Origin of the sequence: Pseudomonas eutrophicaquae, assembly GCF_023544715.1 — a bacterium.
Taxonomy (GTDB): Bacteria; Pseudomonadota; Gammaproteobacteria; order Pseudomonadales; family Pseudomonadaceae; genus Geopseudomonas.
On sequence record NZ_JAMJEZ010000012.1, the window covers coordinates 61,183 to 76,044 of the forward strand.

Sequence of the window (14,862 nt, forward strand, 5' to 3'; positions counted from 1 at the left end):
GCTTGCACACCTGTCCCGAGAGAAGCCCGCCATGTCGCTGATGCCCTTGCCTGAATTCTGGACCCTTATCCCGGCAGCCGGGATTGGCGCCCGTATGCGCGCGGATCGGCCCAAGCAGTACCTGAAGATCGCCGGCCGCACGCTGCTCGAGCACACCCTGGACTGTTTCCTCGGCCACCCACAGCTCAAAGGGGTGGTGGTCTGTCTGGCGGATGAAGATCCTTACTGGCCGATGCTGCCCTGTGCGGCAGACCCTCGCATTCAGCGTGCCATGGGCGGCTGTGAGCGTGCCGATTCGGTATTCAATGGCTTGCAACACCTGCTGGAGCAGGGCGCGAGCGTCGATGACTGGGTGCTGGTGCATGATGCTGCCCGCCCGAACCTGGCCCGCAGTGACCTGGATCAGCTGCTTGCGGAACTCGCTGAAGACCCGATCGGTGGCCTTCTGGCCGTCCCAGCACGCGACACCCTGAAGCGCGCCGATGCGCAGGAGCGGGTGAAAGCGACCGTGGATCGCAGCGTGATCTGGCAGGCTTATACCCCGCAGATGTTCCGGCTGGGCTTGCTGCAGCGCAGCCTGGCCGATGCGCGCGTGGCGGGGGTTGCGATTACGGATGAGTCCTCAGCCCTGGAGTGGGCGGGTTACGCGCCACGGCTGATTGAGGGGCGTGCCGACAATCTCAAAATTACCCGTCCTGAGGATCTGGCCTGGCTGGCGCAGTGCTGGGCGGGGCGTTGAGCTCGCGTAGGCTCGGACGAGGCTGCAATTGCACGCGCACCTGCTCCCGCAATTGCTCAATCCGCAGCGGCTTACTCAGGCATGCGCGCACCCCAAACTCGCGCCCTTGGGCGCAGTCTTCGGTCTGCGCGGTGGCGCTGAGGGTGATGATCGGCACCTCGCGGGTGCTCTCCTGATTGTGCAGGCTACGCAAGAGGCTCGTGCCATCCAGCCCCGGCAGGTCCAGATCCAGCAGGATCAGTTGCGGCGGTTGGCTACTTAGGCGGCGTAGGGCATCAATGCCATCATCGATGATCTCGATGCGGGCCAGGTCTGCCAGGGCATGCTCGACCAGCAGCTGGCTGGCGCGGCGGTTATCGACATAAGCCACGCGCGGCAATTCGCGGGTGCTGAAGGGGCGCTCGACCTCCACCGGCTTGACCTGCAGGTTGCTGCTGTAGGGCAGCTCCAGCCAGAAGCTGCTGCCCTGGCCAGCGTTGCTACTAAAGCCCAGATGCCCCTGCATGCTTTGCGCGGCAATGCGGCTTAGAGCCAAGCCAATGCCGCTCCCCTCAATCTCACCTTCTTCCTGGCCGAGGCGCTGGAAGGGGCTAAACAGCTGTGCCTGCTGCTCGGCGGCGATGCCGATACCGGTGTCGTCCACAATTACCCGCAGGCGATCGCCCTCAATGCGATAGGTCAGCGACACCTGCCCGCGTGGGCGGTTGTACTTGACGGCATTACTCAGCAGGTTGAGGAGGATCTGCCGCAGCCGGCGCGGCTCGGCCAGCACCAGCAAGCGCCCGTCAGGCAGGCGGCTTGCCAGTTGCAGGTGCTGCTGGCGGATCTGCGGGCGGATCAAGTCCAGGCACTCGGCCATGATCTGGCGCAGATCCACCTCTTCGAGGGTGACGTTGCCCTGTTCATTTTCCAGGCTGGCGTAATCGAGGATGTCATCGACCATCAGGGCCAGGCGGCTGCTGGCGTTGACCAGCTCGTCACTGTACTGGCGCAGCGGGTCGGTCTGTTCGCGCTGCTGCAGCTCGACCTGCAGCATCTGCGCAAAGCCCAGCACATTGTTCAGCGGGCCGCGCAGTTGCTGACTCATGCTAGACAGGAAGCGGGTCTTGGCCAGGTTCGCCGCGCGCACCTTGCCAAGGTTGCGGCGCAGGGCTTCTTCAGTGCTTTTCAGGGCATCGATATCGACATGGATGCCGGCCAGGCGCCCCGGGGCATCGGTCGCGCCGCGCACCTCCAGTACATGGGCGCGGCTCAGCAGCCAGTGGTAGAAGCCGTTGGCATCGCGCAGGCGAAATTCCAGCCGGTACTGATCGCTGAGATCCTCGCTCTGCTGGTGGCAGGCGATGAAGGTCTCCAGATCCTCCGGGTGAATGCGAGTCTGGAACACCTTCAGCGTCATCTCGTTGCTGCCGAGACCAAAGCGGCGCAGCAGCGGGCCTTCGATATGGATGCTCTGCTGCTCGAGGTCCATCTCCCAGCGACTTTGCAGGGTGTGCTCCAGCAGGGTGGTCAGCGCGGAGTCCAGGCTCTGCTCCTGGCGCTGGCTGAGCCGTGCCGCAGGCTGGCGTATGGCCTCGTTGAAGTCGATGGCGCTTGGGGGCGGGGTTGTCGGTTGCTGGCGCAGCAGCAGGACCACGCAGAGCAACAGGCCGCTTAGTGGCAGCAGCTGCAAAATCCCATGCAGCCCGGAGAACGCCAGCCCGAGGCTGAGCAGCAGGCAGCTCAGTGCCAGCAGCAGTAGCGGCTTGCCGGTGCCAGCTTGCGAGGCAGGCCGGAACCTGCGGGGCGTTGGGGAGTGCGGATTCGACATGCCGGTGGCGTTCCATCGAGCCGGATCACGCGCGGGCAGTGTGGGGACCGGCGGTGACAGGTGGGGTTGCAGAAGGCTGCAGGCGGGTTGGAAGTATCCCTGCTGCCAAGCCTTTCCAAGTATGCGTGATCATACATCTGCGCCGCGCTGGCGGTGAGTCCCCCCGCCGTATCTCGCGGGCCTGTTGCAGGCTTTTTTGCATGCAGCGGTTGTAACTGGCGGATGAGTCGTTACAATGGCGCGGCTTGCTGCTCTGGCAAGCGCTTTATGGTGGCCCTGTCGGTCCCCCCGCAACGATCAGCCGTGAACCCGGTCAGGCCCGGAAGGGAGCAGCCGCAGCGGTCATATTGTGTGCCGGGGTGTGGCTGGCGGGGCCATCTCCATTTTGGGCCTTTGCCCGCGCCGTCTGCAGTGCAATTTGCCCCGCGCTTCGCTAGCATGGTGGGCCTTGGTTTTAGCACTGGCGATCCGCTTTCATGAGTTATCAGGTTCTTGCCCGCAAGTGGCGCCCGCGCTCGTTCCGCGAAATGGTCGGCCAGACCCATGTGCTGCGGGCCCTGATCAATGCGCTGGATAATCAGCGTCTGCATCATGCCTATCTGTTTACTGGTACCCGTGGGGTGGGCAAGACCACCATCGCGCGGATCCTCGCCAAATGCCTCAACTGCGAAACCGGTGTCAGCTCGACGCCCTGCGGGCAATGCTCGGTCTGCCGGGAGATCGATGAGGGGCGCTTTGTCGACCTGATCGAGGTGGATGCGGCCAGCCGCACCAAGGTCGAAGACACCCGCGAGCTTCTCGACAACGTGCAGTACGCGCCGAGCCGTGGCCGCTACAAGGTCTACCTGATCGACGAAGTGCACATGCTCTCCACGCACTCGTTCAACGCGCTGCTCAAGACCCTCGAAGAGCCACCACCCCACGTCAAGTTCCTGCTCGCCACCACCGACCCGCAGAAGCTGCCGGTCACCATCCTCTCGCGCTGCCTGCAGTTCTCGCTGAAGAACATGCCGCCAGAGCGGGTGGTCGAGCACCTCACCCATGTATTGAGCGCCGAGCAGATTCCCTTCGAGGATGATGCGCTGTGGCTGCTCGGCCGCGCCGCTGATGGCTCGATGCGCGATGCCATGAGCCTGACCGATCAGGCGATTGCCTTTGGCGAAGGGCAGGTGCTGGCCGCCGATGTGCGCGCCATGCTCGGCACGCTGGATCATGGCCAGGTGTACGGCGTACTGCAGACCCTGATCAGCGGTGACGCATCGGGTCTACTGGAAGCCATCCGCCAATTGGCCGAACAGGGGCCGGACTGGTCGGGGGTACTGGCCGAGCTGCTCAATGTGCTGCACCGCGTGGCGATTGCCCAGGTGGTGCCGGAGGCGGTAGACAACGGCCAGGGTGACCGTGAGCGGGTGCTGAGCCTGGCCCGCGCCTTGCCGGCTGAGGATGTGCAGTTCTACTACCAGATGGGACTGATCGGCCGCCGCGACCTGCCGCTGGCGCCCGATCCGCGCAGCGGCTTTGAGATGGTCATGCTGCGCATGCTGGCCTTCCGCCCGGCCGAGGTCGCTCAGGTACCGCAGACACCCCTGCAGCTCGGCACGACCGCGTCGGTGAGCGAGGTGCCCGCAGCTCAGGCACCTGCCGTGATGGCTGTATCTGCCATGGCGGATGTGCCCCCCGTAGCGCCAGCAGCTGCAATGATTGATGTGCGCGCGCCTGTAGCGCTGCCACCCGTCACTGCGAGTACCGAGGCCATTGCGGCGACAGATATGCCGTTGCCCGCCGTGGAGGTTCATCCGGCAGCCGATGTTGCACCTCCACCGGCTACACCTGAGCCAGAGGCTGAGCCGCGTAGCGCCATGTTGCCAGCCGATTCCGCGCAGCGTGAAACATCGGCTGTTTCAGCCCCGCAATCCGCAAATCTGCCTGTGCATGCCGATGAGCCTGTGGCATCGCCCACACCCTCTGCACCGCTATCCCCAGCCAATGCCGCGGACGAAAGTCTGCCTTGGGATGATGATCCCGAGCCAGCCTATGCCCCACTGCCCGGTGATACCGCGTCTGCCGCACCGTCCGATGATGAGGGGCAAGGCGACGAGGAGCCGTTCGACGATGACCTGGCCGCCTATGCATATCTGGAGAGCTATGAGCCGGTAGAGAATGCGGCCCCGGTAGCGTCGGAGGGATCTGTGGCCACACCCGCCCCAGAGTTGCCCGTCTTGCCGCCGGCAACCGGCCTGGCTGCCGAATGGCTGGAAATCTACCCACGGCTCGGGCTGTCGGGCATGACGGCCAGCATTGCTGCCAACTGTACTCTGGTCGCGGCACAGGGTGCGCACTGGACATTGCACCTTGATCCGGCCCAGAGCGCGCTGTTCAATGCTGCGCAGCAGCGCAGGCTCAGTGATGCGCTCTCAGCGCACCTCGGGCAGACGGTACAGCTGGATATCCAGATCATCACCCCCACCCAGGAAACGCCGGCCCAGGCCGCAGCACGCGCCCGTGCCGAGCGTCAGCAGGCCGCTGTGGCGGCAATCCATGCCGATCCGCAGGTGCAGCAGATGATGACCCTGTTCGGCGCGACTGTTCGCGACGATTCCATTGAACCCATTGAGCGTTGAGGTAAACAGCATGATGAAAGGTGGCATGGCCGGCCTGATGAAGCAGGCCCAGCAGATGCAGGAAAAGATGCAGAAAATGCAGGAAGAGCTGGCCAATGCGGAGGTCACCGGTCAGTCCGGTGCCGGGCTGGTCAGTGTGGTGATGAATGGTCGCCATGACGTCAAGCGCGTCAGCCTCGATGACAGCCTGATGCAGGAAGACAAGGAAATCCTTGAAGACCTGATCGCGGCGGCGGTCAATGATGCGGTGCGCCGTATCGAGCAGAACAACCAAGAGAAGATGGCCGGCGTGACCGCCGGTCTGCAGATGCCGCTTGGCTTCAAGATGCCGTTCTGACCCTGAGGCGGCCACCTGCCTGCGGGTGGTCGCTTTCGCGTGCCGGTTTCTCTGTGCACGTATTCCACGATTCCCCGTCTCTTTCTGTGAGCCTTCGACGATGAGCTTCAGTCCCCTGATTCGCCAGCTGATCGATGCCCTGCGTATCCTGCCCGGTGTTGGTCAGAAGACGGCCCAGCGCATGGCGCTGCATCTGCTTGAGCGGGATCGCAGTGGCGGGCGCCGTCTGGCCGAAGCGCTCTCGACGGCGATGGAGGGGATCGGTTATTGCCAGCGTTGCCGCACTCTCAGCGAGACGCCGCTGTGTGGCCTTTGCAGCGACCCGCGCCGCGATGACAGCCTGCTGTGCGTGGTGGAAGGGCCGCTGGATGTGTTTGCCGTCGAGCAGACCGGCTATCGTGGGCGCTACTTCGTCCTGAAGGGCCACCTCTCGCCGATTGATGGCCTGGGGCCGGAATCCATCGGCATTCCCGAGCTGGAGGCACGGGTCGCCGCCGGGCAGTTCACGGAAGTGATCCTCGCAACCAACCCGACGGTGGAGGGGGAGGCCACGGCCCATTACATCGCCCAGCTGCTGGCGCCTCGCGGGCTGACCCTGAGCCGGATTGCCCATGGTGTTCCACTTGGTGGGGAGCTGGAGCTGGTCGATGGCGGCACCCTGGCGCATGCCATGGCCGGTCGGCGACCGATGGCCGGCTGATGCCGGCCTAAGTCACTGATCGAAACGCCCGCCGGCCAAGGCGCACAGCTCGACCGAGTCGAGAATCCGCACTTCCTTGCCATCGGCCTCCAGCAGGCCGTTCTGCTGGAAACGGGTGAAGACCCGCGACACGGTTTCCACCGCCAGCCCGAGGAAGTTGCCCAGCTCGTTGCGCGACATGGCCAGGCGGAACTGATTGGCCGAGTAGCCGCGGGCACGGAAGCGTGCCGACAGGTTGATCAGGAAGGTCGCAATGCGCTCATCGGCGGTCTTCTTCGACAGCAGTAGCATCATCTGCTGGTCATCACGAATCTCGCGGCTCATCAGGCGCATCAGCTGACGACGCAGTTGCGGCAATTGCAGCGACAGATCGTCCAGGCGCTCAAAGGGGATCTCGCACACCGAGGTGGTTTCCAGCGCCTGGGCGCATACCGGGTAGCTGTCGGTATCCATGCCCGACATACCCACCAGCTCGCTGGGCAGGTGGAAGCCGGTGATCTGCTCATCGCCGCTGTCGGTGACGCTGAAGGTTTTCAGCGTGCCGGAGCGCACCGCAAAGACCGAGGAAAAACGATCACCCTGATGGAACAGAAATTCGCCCTTCTTCAACGGACGGCCGCGCTTGACGATATCGTCGAGCGCGTTCATGTCTTCCATGTTCAGTGACAGCGGCAGGCACAGCGAGGCGAGGCTGCAATCCTTGCAATGGGCCTGCTGCGGGGGGCGGGCCTTCTGGAGGTCGGGACCGGCGGTCATGGGGCGTTCCTTGGTGCGGCAATAATGCCGGCAAGGTTAGCCGAGGTCGGTGTATTTGTCTGCTAGTTGCATTGGCCGGTAGGTTCGGGGCCTGTCTCGCGTGCGTGGTTCAAAAGATGGCACCTGTTCAGCCTTGACGGAGGAGTGGTTGGGTCATACTGTATCTACATTCGTAGATACTTTGGGGTGTATGTATGCAAACCGAAATCAAGCGCTGGGGGAACAGTGCGGCAATCCGTCTGCCTGGCAAAATTCTGGCGCAAGCACAGCTGGATGTCTCTAGCCCGGTCAGTATTGAAGTACTCGAAGGCAAGATTGTAATTGGTGCCCTGAAACCCAGCAGTCGCAAAGTTCGATTGCCATTCTCTGAGGCTGATTTGCTGCAAGATCTAGATGCCGGTACCGCTCATGCGGACGAGTTGGCATTGCCTTTGCCCGCTGAGCTGGATGCCTGATGTCTCTTTATATCCCTGATCGAAACGATATTGTCTTTCTGGATTTTGAGCCCGTTAAAGGCAAGGAGATCGGTAAATATCGACCTGCTCTCGTACTTTCCTCAAAGACATACAACAAGCAGACGGGGTTGCTGATCTGTTGCCCAATCAGCACCAGCATCCGTGGTCACACAACTGAAGTACCTGTGGGGAATCTTGAAAAGCCCTCAGTGGTCGCTGCCAGTTTGATCCAGACCCTGTCATGGCGAGAGCGGAAAGCTGTCTTTGTGGTGAAGGCTGAAAACGGGGTGATGGATGAGGTGATCGTTCGCCTCCTGCCCTTAATTGGCGCGGATTCGGTTATCGAAAAGCTCATTGAGTGAATTCCGCTGGTTCAGATCACCCGCGAAAAACGCTGCGTGCCTTGCTGGCCCAGATACTGATCGAACAGCATGCACACCGAGCGCACCAGCAGTCGTCCGGCGCCAGTGACCTTGATGCCTTGCTCATCCAGATGAATCAATTCGTCGCGGGCAAAGGCCTTCAGCCCCGGCCACTGTGCGGCGAAGTAGTGGCGAAAGTCGATGGCGAACGCCTGCTCGATCGTCGCGAAGTCGAGCGTGCAGTGGCAGATCAGTTGCTGAATCACCGCGCGGCGGATCCGGTCATCGGCATTGCAGTACAGCCCGCGTCGGGTAGCCAGCTGGCCGCTGTCGAGGCGCTGCTGATAGTCCTTGAGGTCACTGCTGTTCTGGCAGTACAGATCACCGATCTGGCTGATGGCCGACACTCCCAGCCCGATCAGATCGCAGTGACCATGGGTGGTGTAGCCCTGGAAGTTGCGTTGCAGGCTGCCGTCTTCCTGAGCGATCGCCAGCTCGTCATCGGGCAGGGCAAAGTGGTCCATGCCGATATAGCGATAGCCAGCCTGGGTCAGTTGCTCGATGGTGCGCTGCAGCATGGCCAGCTTGTCACCGGCGCTGGGCAGATCCGCCTCGTTGATGCGCCGCTGCGGCATGAAGCGCTCGGGCAGGTGGGCGTAGTTGAATACTGAGAGCCGATTCGGTTGCAGCGCGATCACTTCCTCGACCGTGCGGGCAAAACTCTCTGGCGTCTGCAGCGGCAAGCCGTAGATCAGGTCGATATTGACCGAGCGGAACTGCAGCGCATGGGCGGCATCGACGATGGCGCGCGTTTCTTCCAGGCTTTGCAAGCGGTTGACTGCGCGCTGCACGGCAGGATCAATGTCCTGCACGCCGAGGCTGACCCGATTGAAGCCGATTTCCCGTAGCAACCCCATGGTGGCCCAGTCAGCCTCGCGCGGGTCGATCTCGATGCTGTAATCGCCCCGATCATCGTCCAGCAGGTGGAAGTGCTGCCGCAGGTCCTGCATCAGCTGGCGCAGTTCATCGTGGTTGAGGAAGGTCGGTGTGCCCCCGCCAAAGTGCAGCTGCTCGACCACCTGGGACGGGTCGAGGTGGTGGGCAATCCGCTGGATTTCCTGACGCAGGCTGTGGAGGTAGGGCGCGCTGCGACTGCGATCCCGGGTGATGACCTTGTTGCAGGCGCAGTAGTAGCAGACGTGTGCACAGAAAGGCAGGTGCACATACAGCGAGAGTGGCTTGCGCGCCTGGGCGCTGTCGCGCACCGCCCGCAGCAGATCGAAGGGGCCAATGCCCTCGTGCAGTTGGACGGCCGTGGGGTAGGAAGTATAGCGCGGCCCGGCCAGATCATAGCGGCGGATCAGGTCGGTGTCCCAGCGAATGGCGTCAAGCATGGGTAGTGCCCCGGTGTGCAGACTGTGAGGGGCAGTCTAGGTAGCCATGCCGGCGCGTGTGTTGACCTGTATCAACCGCGGGCCGCGGCTCAGTGTCCGGCTAGCCAGTGCTGATGGGGGCCGGGCAGCGTCCACAGCCCGAATAGGATCACCAGCAACCCGCTACCGATGCGCAGCGCCCGGCGCCGCAACAGGGCGGTGATTCGTTCTGCGGCCAGCCCGGTGGTCAGCAACACCGGTAGCGTACCGATCCCGAAGGCCAGCATCAGCAGGGCGCTGTCCAGCGCGTCCCCTTGGCTCGCCGCCCACAGCAGGGTGCTGTAGACCAGTCCGCAGGGCAGCCAGCCCCACAGTGTCCCCAATAGCAGTGCGCGACCGGCGCTGCGCACGGGCAATAACTGGCGCGCGATCGGCTCAAGGTGGCGCCAGAGATGCCGGCCCAGCCCCTCAAGACGGGTCAGCACGCTCCACCAGCCGGCCAGGTAAAGTCCCATGGCAATCAGCAGCAGTGCGGCCAGTACCCGCAGGGCATCCGCCAATGGCCCGCTGGCCAGCGCCCAGCCGAGACTGCCCAACAGCAAGCCGGCCAGGGTGTAGGAGGTGATGCGCCCAGCGTTATAGGCCAGCAGCAGTTGCAGGCGGCGCTGGCGCTGTTCGGGGGGGATTGCCAGGGTCAAGGCGCCCATCAAGCCGCCACACATGCCAATACAGTGCCCACCACCCAGCAGGCCGAGTACGGTGGCCGAGAACAGCAGGGGCAGCAGTTCAGTCATGGCGCTTGGCGTGTTGCGATGGGTGATCTGCGGCCGTCTTTGGTGCTTCTGCCGCGCTGACCGCATCCGCCTGGCGAATACCCTCGGTGTGCTTGGGATCATCCTCGTCAAACAGGATGCTGTGGGCCGGGCTGTCCAGGTCGTCATACTGCCCGTTGTTGACCGCCCAGAAGAACAGCAGGATCACCAGGCCGACCACCACCACAGCAACCGGAATCAGCAGATAAAGTGCAGACATCGAGCCTCCAAGGACAATATGGGTCAGGATGCAGCCAGCGGCTGAGGTGCCGGACGCTGAGGCTGGCCGGGCAGGCTGCTGAGGCGCAGGGCGTTGATCACCACCACCAGCGAGCTGGCCGACATGCCAACCGCTGCCCAGCCGGGGGTTACCCAGCCGATGGCCGCAAAGGGCAGGATCAGGCCGTTATACAGGCAGGCCCAGGTGATGTTCTCGACGATGATGCGCCGGGTACGCCGGGCGACTTCAAGGGCATCGACCAGGCTGTCCAGCCGATTGCTCAGTAGCACCGCATCGGCGCTGGTCTTGGCCAGATCCGTGGCGCTGCCCATCGCCACGCTGATATCAGCGCCGGCCAGTACCGGGACATCATTGACGCCATCACCCAGCATCAACACATGCCGGCCTTGCTGATGCAGCTCGCGCAGCACACTGAGCTTGTCATCCGGTGTCAGTCCGCCCCGCGCGTCGGGGATGCCCAGCTCGCGGGCTACGCTCTCGACCATCGGCGAGTGATCCCCTGAGAGCAGCAGCACCTGCCACCCCCGTTGCCGGGCGGCATCGATCAGAGTGCGTGCATCATCACGCAGGCGATCATCCAGGCGCAGCCAGGCCAGCGGCCGCTGCTCATCACCGAGCAGTAGCCATTGTCCGGGGGCTTCCGGCATGGTCGGGGTCGGGCTGGCGCTGAGTGCCGCGACAAAGTGGGCCTCGCCAATGCGCAAGGTCTGGCCGTTGATGCAGCCCTCAAGGCCCTTGCCCGGCTCACTGCGCACCGCTTCGGCGACCAGCGGCGAGCGGCCAAACGCCCGGGCAATCGGGTGTTCGGAGCGATTTTCCAGCGCCGCCGCCAGGCGCAGGCAGCGATCCTGGTCCAGATCGCCCAGCGGCTGTACGTCGCGCAATACCAGTCGGCCTTCTGTCAGGGTGCCGGTCTTATCGACAATCAGCGTATCGACATGATTGAGGCTCTCCAGCACATGGCCGCGGGTGACCAAAAGGCCCAGGCCGTGCAGGCTGCCGGTGGCGGTGGTCAGCGCCGTGGGCGTGGCCAGCGACAACGCGCAGGGGCAGGTAGCCACCAGCAGGGCCAGTACGATCCAGAAGGCTCGTTCACTATCAATTTGCCACCAGACCAGCCCGAGGACGGCGGCCACCAGCAGCACGATAACCAGAAACCACTGCGAGACCCGATCCGCCAGTTCCGCCAGGCGCGGTTTGTCAGCCTGAGCGCGTTCCAGCAGGCGCACGATGGCGGACAGGCGGGTCTGCTCCCCCAGCGCCTCGATTTCCAGGGTCAGCGGGCTTTCCACGTTCAGCGTGCCGCCGGTTACCGTCTGGCCACGGCTGCGCGGTTGCGGCAGGTATTCGCCGGTTAGCAGGGATTCATCGATGCTCGAATGCCCGTCAATAATCCGCGCATCGGCCGGAATCACCGCGCCCGGCGGGACCAGCACATGGTCGCCGATCTGCAGCTCGGAGAGCAGAATGCGCTGGCTGTTGCCCTGCGCATCCAGACGCAGACAGGAGGCTGGCAGCAGGTTGACCAGCTGGGCGGTGACCTGCGCGGTGCGCTCGCGGGCGCGCCGCTCCAGATAGCGCCCGGCCAGCAGGAACAGCGCAAACATGCCCACCGCATCGAAATACAGCTCGCCGCTGCCGGTGATCGTGGACCAGATCCCGGCCAGATAGGCACCGCCGATCGCCAATGAGACTGAGACATCCATGGTCAGATGCCGGGTGCGCAGATCACGCAATGCCCCGCGGAAGAACGGGCCACAGCAATAAAACACAATCGGGGTGGTGAGGATCAGGCTGGTCCAGCGCAGGATCACATCAAAGCTATGGCTGAGATCGAGGTTGAACTCAGGCCAGGTGGCCATCGAGGCCATCATCACCTGCATCCACAGCAGCCCCGCAACGCCCAGCTGGCGCATGGTGCGGCGGTTTTCCTGATGCATGCGCTCGGCGGCGGCATCGGGCTGGTAGGGGTGGGCGGCATAGCCGATGCGGCGCAATTCGGCCAGCAACTGGCTGAGCGGCAGCTGACTGCCTTGCCATTCGACCTGCAGACGATGATTGGAGAGGTTGAGCTGTGCGCGAACCACGCCAGGCAGCTTGCGCAGGTGATGCTCGATCAGCCAGCCGCAGGCCGCACAACTGATGCCCTCGATGAGCAGGGCGGTTTCCTGGGTCTCGCCATGTTGCTCGACCAGTTGCTGCTGCACATCGGGGCGGTCATAGAGGGCCAGCTCGTCGCTGAGCACCTGGGGAAGAGCTTCGGGGTTGGCTGCGGTTTCGCTGCGGTGGCGGTAGTAGCTTTCCAGGCCACCAGCGACGATCGCCTCGGCCACCACCTGACAGCCCGGGCAGCACATGGCCCGGGATTCACCCAGCACGACGGCCTGAAAAGTACTGCCTTCGGGAACCGGCAGGCCGCAGTGATAACAGGGTTGCAGGGCACTCATCGACGCGGTGCTCAGGGCGCCAGTTCGATCGGGCGGCGATCCTCGAGGATACGCTCCTCATACAGCCGCCAGTCTTCACCGCCTTCCTGACCGATCAGCTCGACAAAACGACGCCCCTGCACGACATCCTGCATCTGCCCGCTGTACAGGCCCGCCTGACCTGCCACCGGTTGCAGAATGACCCGACGATCACGCTCGGGCTGGGTCGGCGAGATCAGGTTAAGCACCAGCTGGGCGGGCTGGCTGATACCAGACAGTTGAAGCTCGGCGGTGCCGCGCTCCTCGTCAAGTACCAGCTCAGCCTGCATGCCGAGACGTTCCGCCAGCTGCTCACGCTGCAGGGAGGTGTTGATGCCTTTGCCGACGTCGTAATAGTTGTCGGCCACCATCGCCACCGGGTTGTTGATCGCGATCACCAGCAGGGCAGTGCCCAGCACCACCGAACTGCCAAGAATGGCGATCACAAACCAGGCCCAGGGTTGCGTGTACCAGCGGGTAGAAGTCTCGGTCGGTTGCATGCGGGGCTCTCGTCAACGGACGCTTGGGCCGATGAAGCGGCTTTCAGCGTCGAAGGTTTTACCGGGCAGATCAGCCGCCTGGATTGTAAAGAGGATCTCGTTGGTGCTGGAAGGCAGTTCTTGTGGATCGATGGACAGCTCCACCGGCACCGAGAGGATTTCGCCCGCGACGGCACGGACTTCACGGCGCCCTTCAAAGATCAGGCCATCGAGACCTTCCACCGCGATGGTGTAGACGTGGTCGCGCTGGTCCTTGTTCATGATCTTCAGGGTGTAGACGTTCTCGATGCGGCCTTCTTCGTTTTCACGGAACAGGACCCGGTCCTTGATCACGTCCAGCTCGGCCAGCGGACGCTGCACCAGGGCAACCGTAAAGGCGCTGACCATGACCAGCAGGGCAATCGCGTAACCGATCAGGCGCGGGCGAGCCAGATGAGTCTGCTGGCCGCTGAGATTGTGTTCAGTGGTGTAGCGAACCAGTCCTTTGGGGTAGTTCATCTTCTCCATGATGCTGTCGCAGGCATCGATACAGGCCGCGCAGCCGATACAGGCGATCTGCAGGCCATCACGGATGTCGATGCCGGTCGGGCAGACATGCACGCACATCTTGCAGTCGATGCAGTCGCCCAGGTTTTCTGCCTTGAGGTCAGCGTCTTTCTTGCGCTGGCCGCGCGGCTCACCACGAGCGGTATCGTAGGAAACGATCAGGGTGTCCTTGTCGAACATCACGCTTTGGAAGCGCGAGTAGGGGCACATGTGGATGCAGACCTGTTCGCGCATCCAGCCAGCGTTGCCATAGGTGGCGAGGGTGAGGAAGCCAAACCAGAACAGTGCCCAGCCATCAATATTGAAGGTGAACAAGTCGATGGTCAGCTGGCGAATCGGGGTGAAGTAACCGACGAAGGTCAGGGCTGTTGCGGCAGCCAGCAATAGCCAGATGGCGTGCTTGGCCGCTTTGCGGCTGAGTTTGGCGGCGCTCATCGGCTGCTTGTCGAGCTTCATGCGCTGGTTGCGATCACCCTCGGTGACCTTTTCCGCCCACATGAACATCCAGGTCCACACGCTCTGCGGGCAGGTGTAACCGCACCAGACACGCCCGGCAAATACGGTAACGAAGAACAGGCCAAACGCGCAGATGATCAGCAGCCAAGACAGAAGCATGAAGTCCTGCGGCCAGAAGGTTGCACCAAAGATATAAAACTTGCGCTCGGGCAGGTTCCACCAGATGGCTTGGCGACCGCCCCAGTTGATCCAGGCGCTGCCGAAGAACAGCAGCAGCAGACCGGCACCACTGATCAGACGAATATTGCGGAACAGGCCGGTAAAGGCCTTGGTGTAGATCATCTCACGCTTGGCGTAGAGATCGACGCCGTCGCCTTTCTTGGCGGGAGGAGGGGTTATGTCCTGGACAGGTATCTTGTCGCTCATCGTGCTCTACCATCGCTTGGGGTTGTGCCCCGGTCCGAAGACCGGGGCCCTTTCACCGGTGGCGCCATGGTACGCCCGATGAGGTAGCCCGGCGGGTGCGACCGGTGGTCGCGCCGGGCTGCCCATCACTCCTGTGCAGGCTTCTGCGACAGGCTGTACACGTAGGCGGCCAGCAGGTGAACCTTGTCTTCGCCGAGCAGGTTCTGCTGTGCCGGCATCACGCCGGCACGGCCGTGACGCAGGGTCTGCTGAACCTGGGCGAA

The 14,862-nt window shown here is 63.2% G+C and carries 14 protein-coding genes, 1 other RNA gene and 1 pseudogene; 7 read left to right on the top strand and 9 right to left on the bottom strand.

What is annotated here, in order from left to right:
- The first annotated feature begins 40 nt into the window (after window positions 1-40).
- A complete protein-coding gene (ispD, locus tag MXC11_RS07550) occupies window positions 41-739 on the top strand; it encodes a 2-C-methyl-D-erythritol 4-phosphate cytidylyltransferase (RefSeq protein ID WP_250007246.1) in 699 nt (232 codons plus the stop codon).
- Here the strand turns inward: ispD and MXC11_RS07555 are convergent.
- Window positions 687-2,549: an ATP-binding response regulator gene (locus MXC11_RS07555; RefSeq protein ID WP_250007218.1), complete on the bottom strand. Its 1,863-nt coding sequence runs from the start codon at window positions 2,547-2,549 to the stop codon at window positions 687-689. The two genes, ispD and MXC11_RS07555, sit on opposite strands and share 53 nt — an antisense overlap.
- A 277-nt stretch (window positions 2,550-2,826) precedes the next feature.
- Here MXC11_RS07555 and ffs point away from each other — a divergent pair.
- The 4 genes from ffs (at window position 2,827) to recR (ending at window position 6,207) form a co-directional block, all read left to right on the top strand.
- An RNA gene (gene ffs, locus MXC11_RS07560) (signal recognition particle sRNA small type) lies at window positions 2,827-2,923 on the top strand.
- Window positions 2,924-3,025: 102 nt separating this feature from the next.
- Window positions 3,026-5,170 carry a DNA polymerase III subunit gamma/tau gene (dnaX, locus tag MXC11_RS07565; protein ID WP_250007220.1) on the top strand — a complete coding sequence of 715 codons (2,145 nt, stop codon included), beginning with the start codon at window positions 3,026-3,028 and terminating at the stop codon, window positions 5,168-5,170.
- A 10-nt stretch (window positions 5,171-5,180) separates the two neighbouring features.
- Window positions 5,181-5,507, top strand: a complete 327-nt coding sequence (locus MXC11_RS07570; protein ID WP_250007222.1) for a YbaB/EbfC family nucleoid-associated protein — start codon at window positions 5,181-5,183, stop codon at window positions 5,505-5,507.
- A gap of 100 nt (window positions 5,508-5,607) precedes the next feature.
- On the top strand, window positions 5,608-6,207 hold the full coding sequence (gene recR, locus MXC11_RS07575) for a recombination mediator RecR (RefSeq protein WP_250007223.1): 600 nt from the start codon (window positions 5,608-5,610) through the stop codon (window positions 6,205-6,207).
- A gap of 12 nt (window positions 6,208-6,219) precedes the next feature.
- Here recR and fnr read toward each other — a convergent pair whose 3' ends face one another.
- Window positions 6,220-6,963: a fumarate/nitrate reduction transcriptional regulator Fnr gene (gene fnr, locus MXC11_RS07580; RefSeq protein WP_250007224.1), complete on the bottom strand. Its 744-nt coding sequence runs from the start codon at window positions 6,961-6,963 to the stop codon at window positions 6,220-6,222.
- Between the two features lie 194 nt (window positions 6,964-7,157).
- Here fnr and MXC11_RS07585 point away from each other — a divergent pair, with 194 nt between their 5' ends.
- Both MXC11_RS07585 and MXC11_RS07590 read left to right on the top strand, forming a co-directional pair.
- Window positions 7,158-7,418 (top strand): AbrB/MazE/SpoVT family DNA-binding domain-containing protein, encoded by a 261-nt coding sequence (locus MXC11_RS07585; RefSeq protein ID WP_250007226.1) that lies wholly within the window; start codon window positions 7,158-7,160, stop codon window positions 7,416-7,418.
- Complete coding sequence (locus tag MXC11_RS07590; RefSeq protein ID WP_250007228.1) at window positions 7,418-7,780, top strand: type II toxin-antitoxin system PemK/MazF family toxin; 363 nt, start codon at window positions 7,418-7,420, stop codon at window positions 7,778-7,780. Before MXC11_RS07585 ends, MXC11_RS07590 begins: the two co-directional genes overlap by 1 nt.
- Before the next feature lie 11 nt (window positions 7,781-7,791).
- Here the strand turns inward: MXC11_RS07590 and hemN are convergent, their stop codons facing one another.
- The 7 genes and pseudogenes from hemN to MXC11_RS07625 form a co-directional block, all read right to left on the bottom strand.
- Complete coding sequence (hemN, locus tag MXC11_RS07595; RefSeq protein ID WP_250007230.1) at window positions 7,792-9,174, bottom strand: oxygen-independent coproporphyrinogen III oxidase; 1,383 nt, start codon at window positions 9,172-9,174, stop codon at window positions 7,792-7,794.
- 89 nt (window positions 9,175-9,263) lie between these two features.
- Complete coding sequence (locus tag MXC11_RS07600) at window positions 9,264-9,947, bottom strand: sulfite exporter TauE/SafE family protein (protein WP_250007232.1); 684 nt, start codon at window positions 9,945-9,947, stop codon at window positions 9,264-9,266.
- Complete coding sequence (gene ccoS / locus MXC11_RS07605; RefSeq protein ID WP_250007234.1) at window positions 9,940-10,185, bottom strand: cbb3-type cytochrome oxidase assembly protein CcoS; 246 nt, start codon at window positions 10,183-10,185, stop codon at window positions 9,940-9,942. Before ccoS ends, MXC11_RS07600 begins: the two co-directional genes overlap by 8 nt.
- 23 nt (window positions 10,186-10,208) lie before the next feature.
- Complete coding sequence (locus MXC11_RS07610) at window positions 10,209-12,653, bottom strand: heavy metal translocating P-type ATPase (RefSeq protein WP_250007236.1); 2,445 nt, start codon at window positions 12,651-12,653, stop codon at window positions 10,209-10,211.
- Window positions 12,654-12,664: 11 nt separating this feature from the next.
- Window positions 12,665-13,171, bottom strand: coding sequence for a FixH family protein (locus MXC11_RS07615; protein ID WP_250007238.1), 507 nt, complete (start codon window positions 13,169-13,171; stop codon window positions 12,665-12,667).
- A gap of 12 nt (window positions 13,172-13,183) precedes the next feature.
- The gene (gene ccoG, locus MXC11_RS07620) at window positions 13,184-14,599 is read right to left on the bottom strand and encodes a cytochrome c oxidase accessory protein CcoG (RefSeq protein WP_250007240.1); all 1,416 of its coding nucleotides are present in this window, start codon (window positions 14,597-14,599) and stop codon (window positions 13,184-13,186) included.
- A gap of 125 nt (window positions 14,600-14,724) precedes the next feature.
- Window positions 14,725-14,862: pseudogene (locus MXC11_RS07625) on the bottom strand (cytochrome C oxidase Cbb3); the annotation flags it as partial.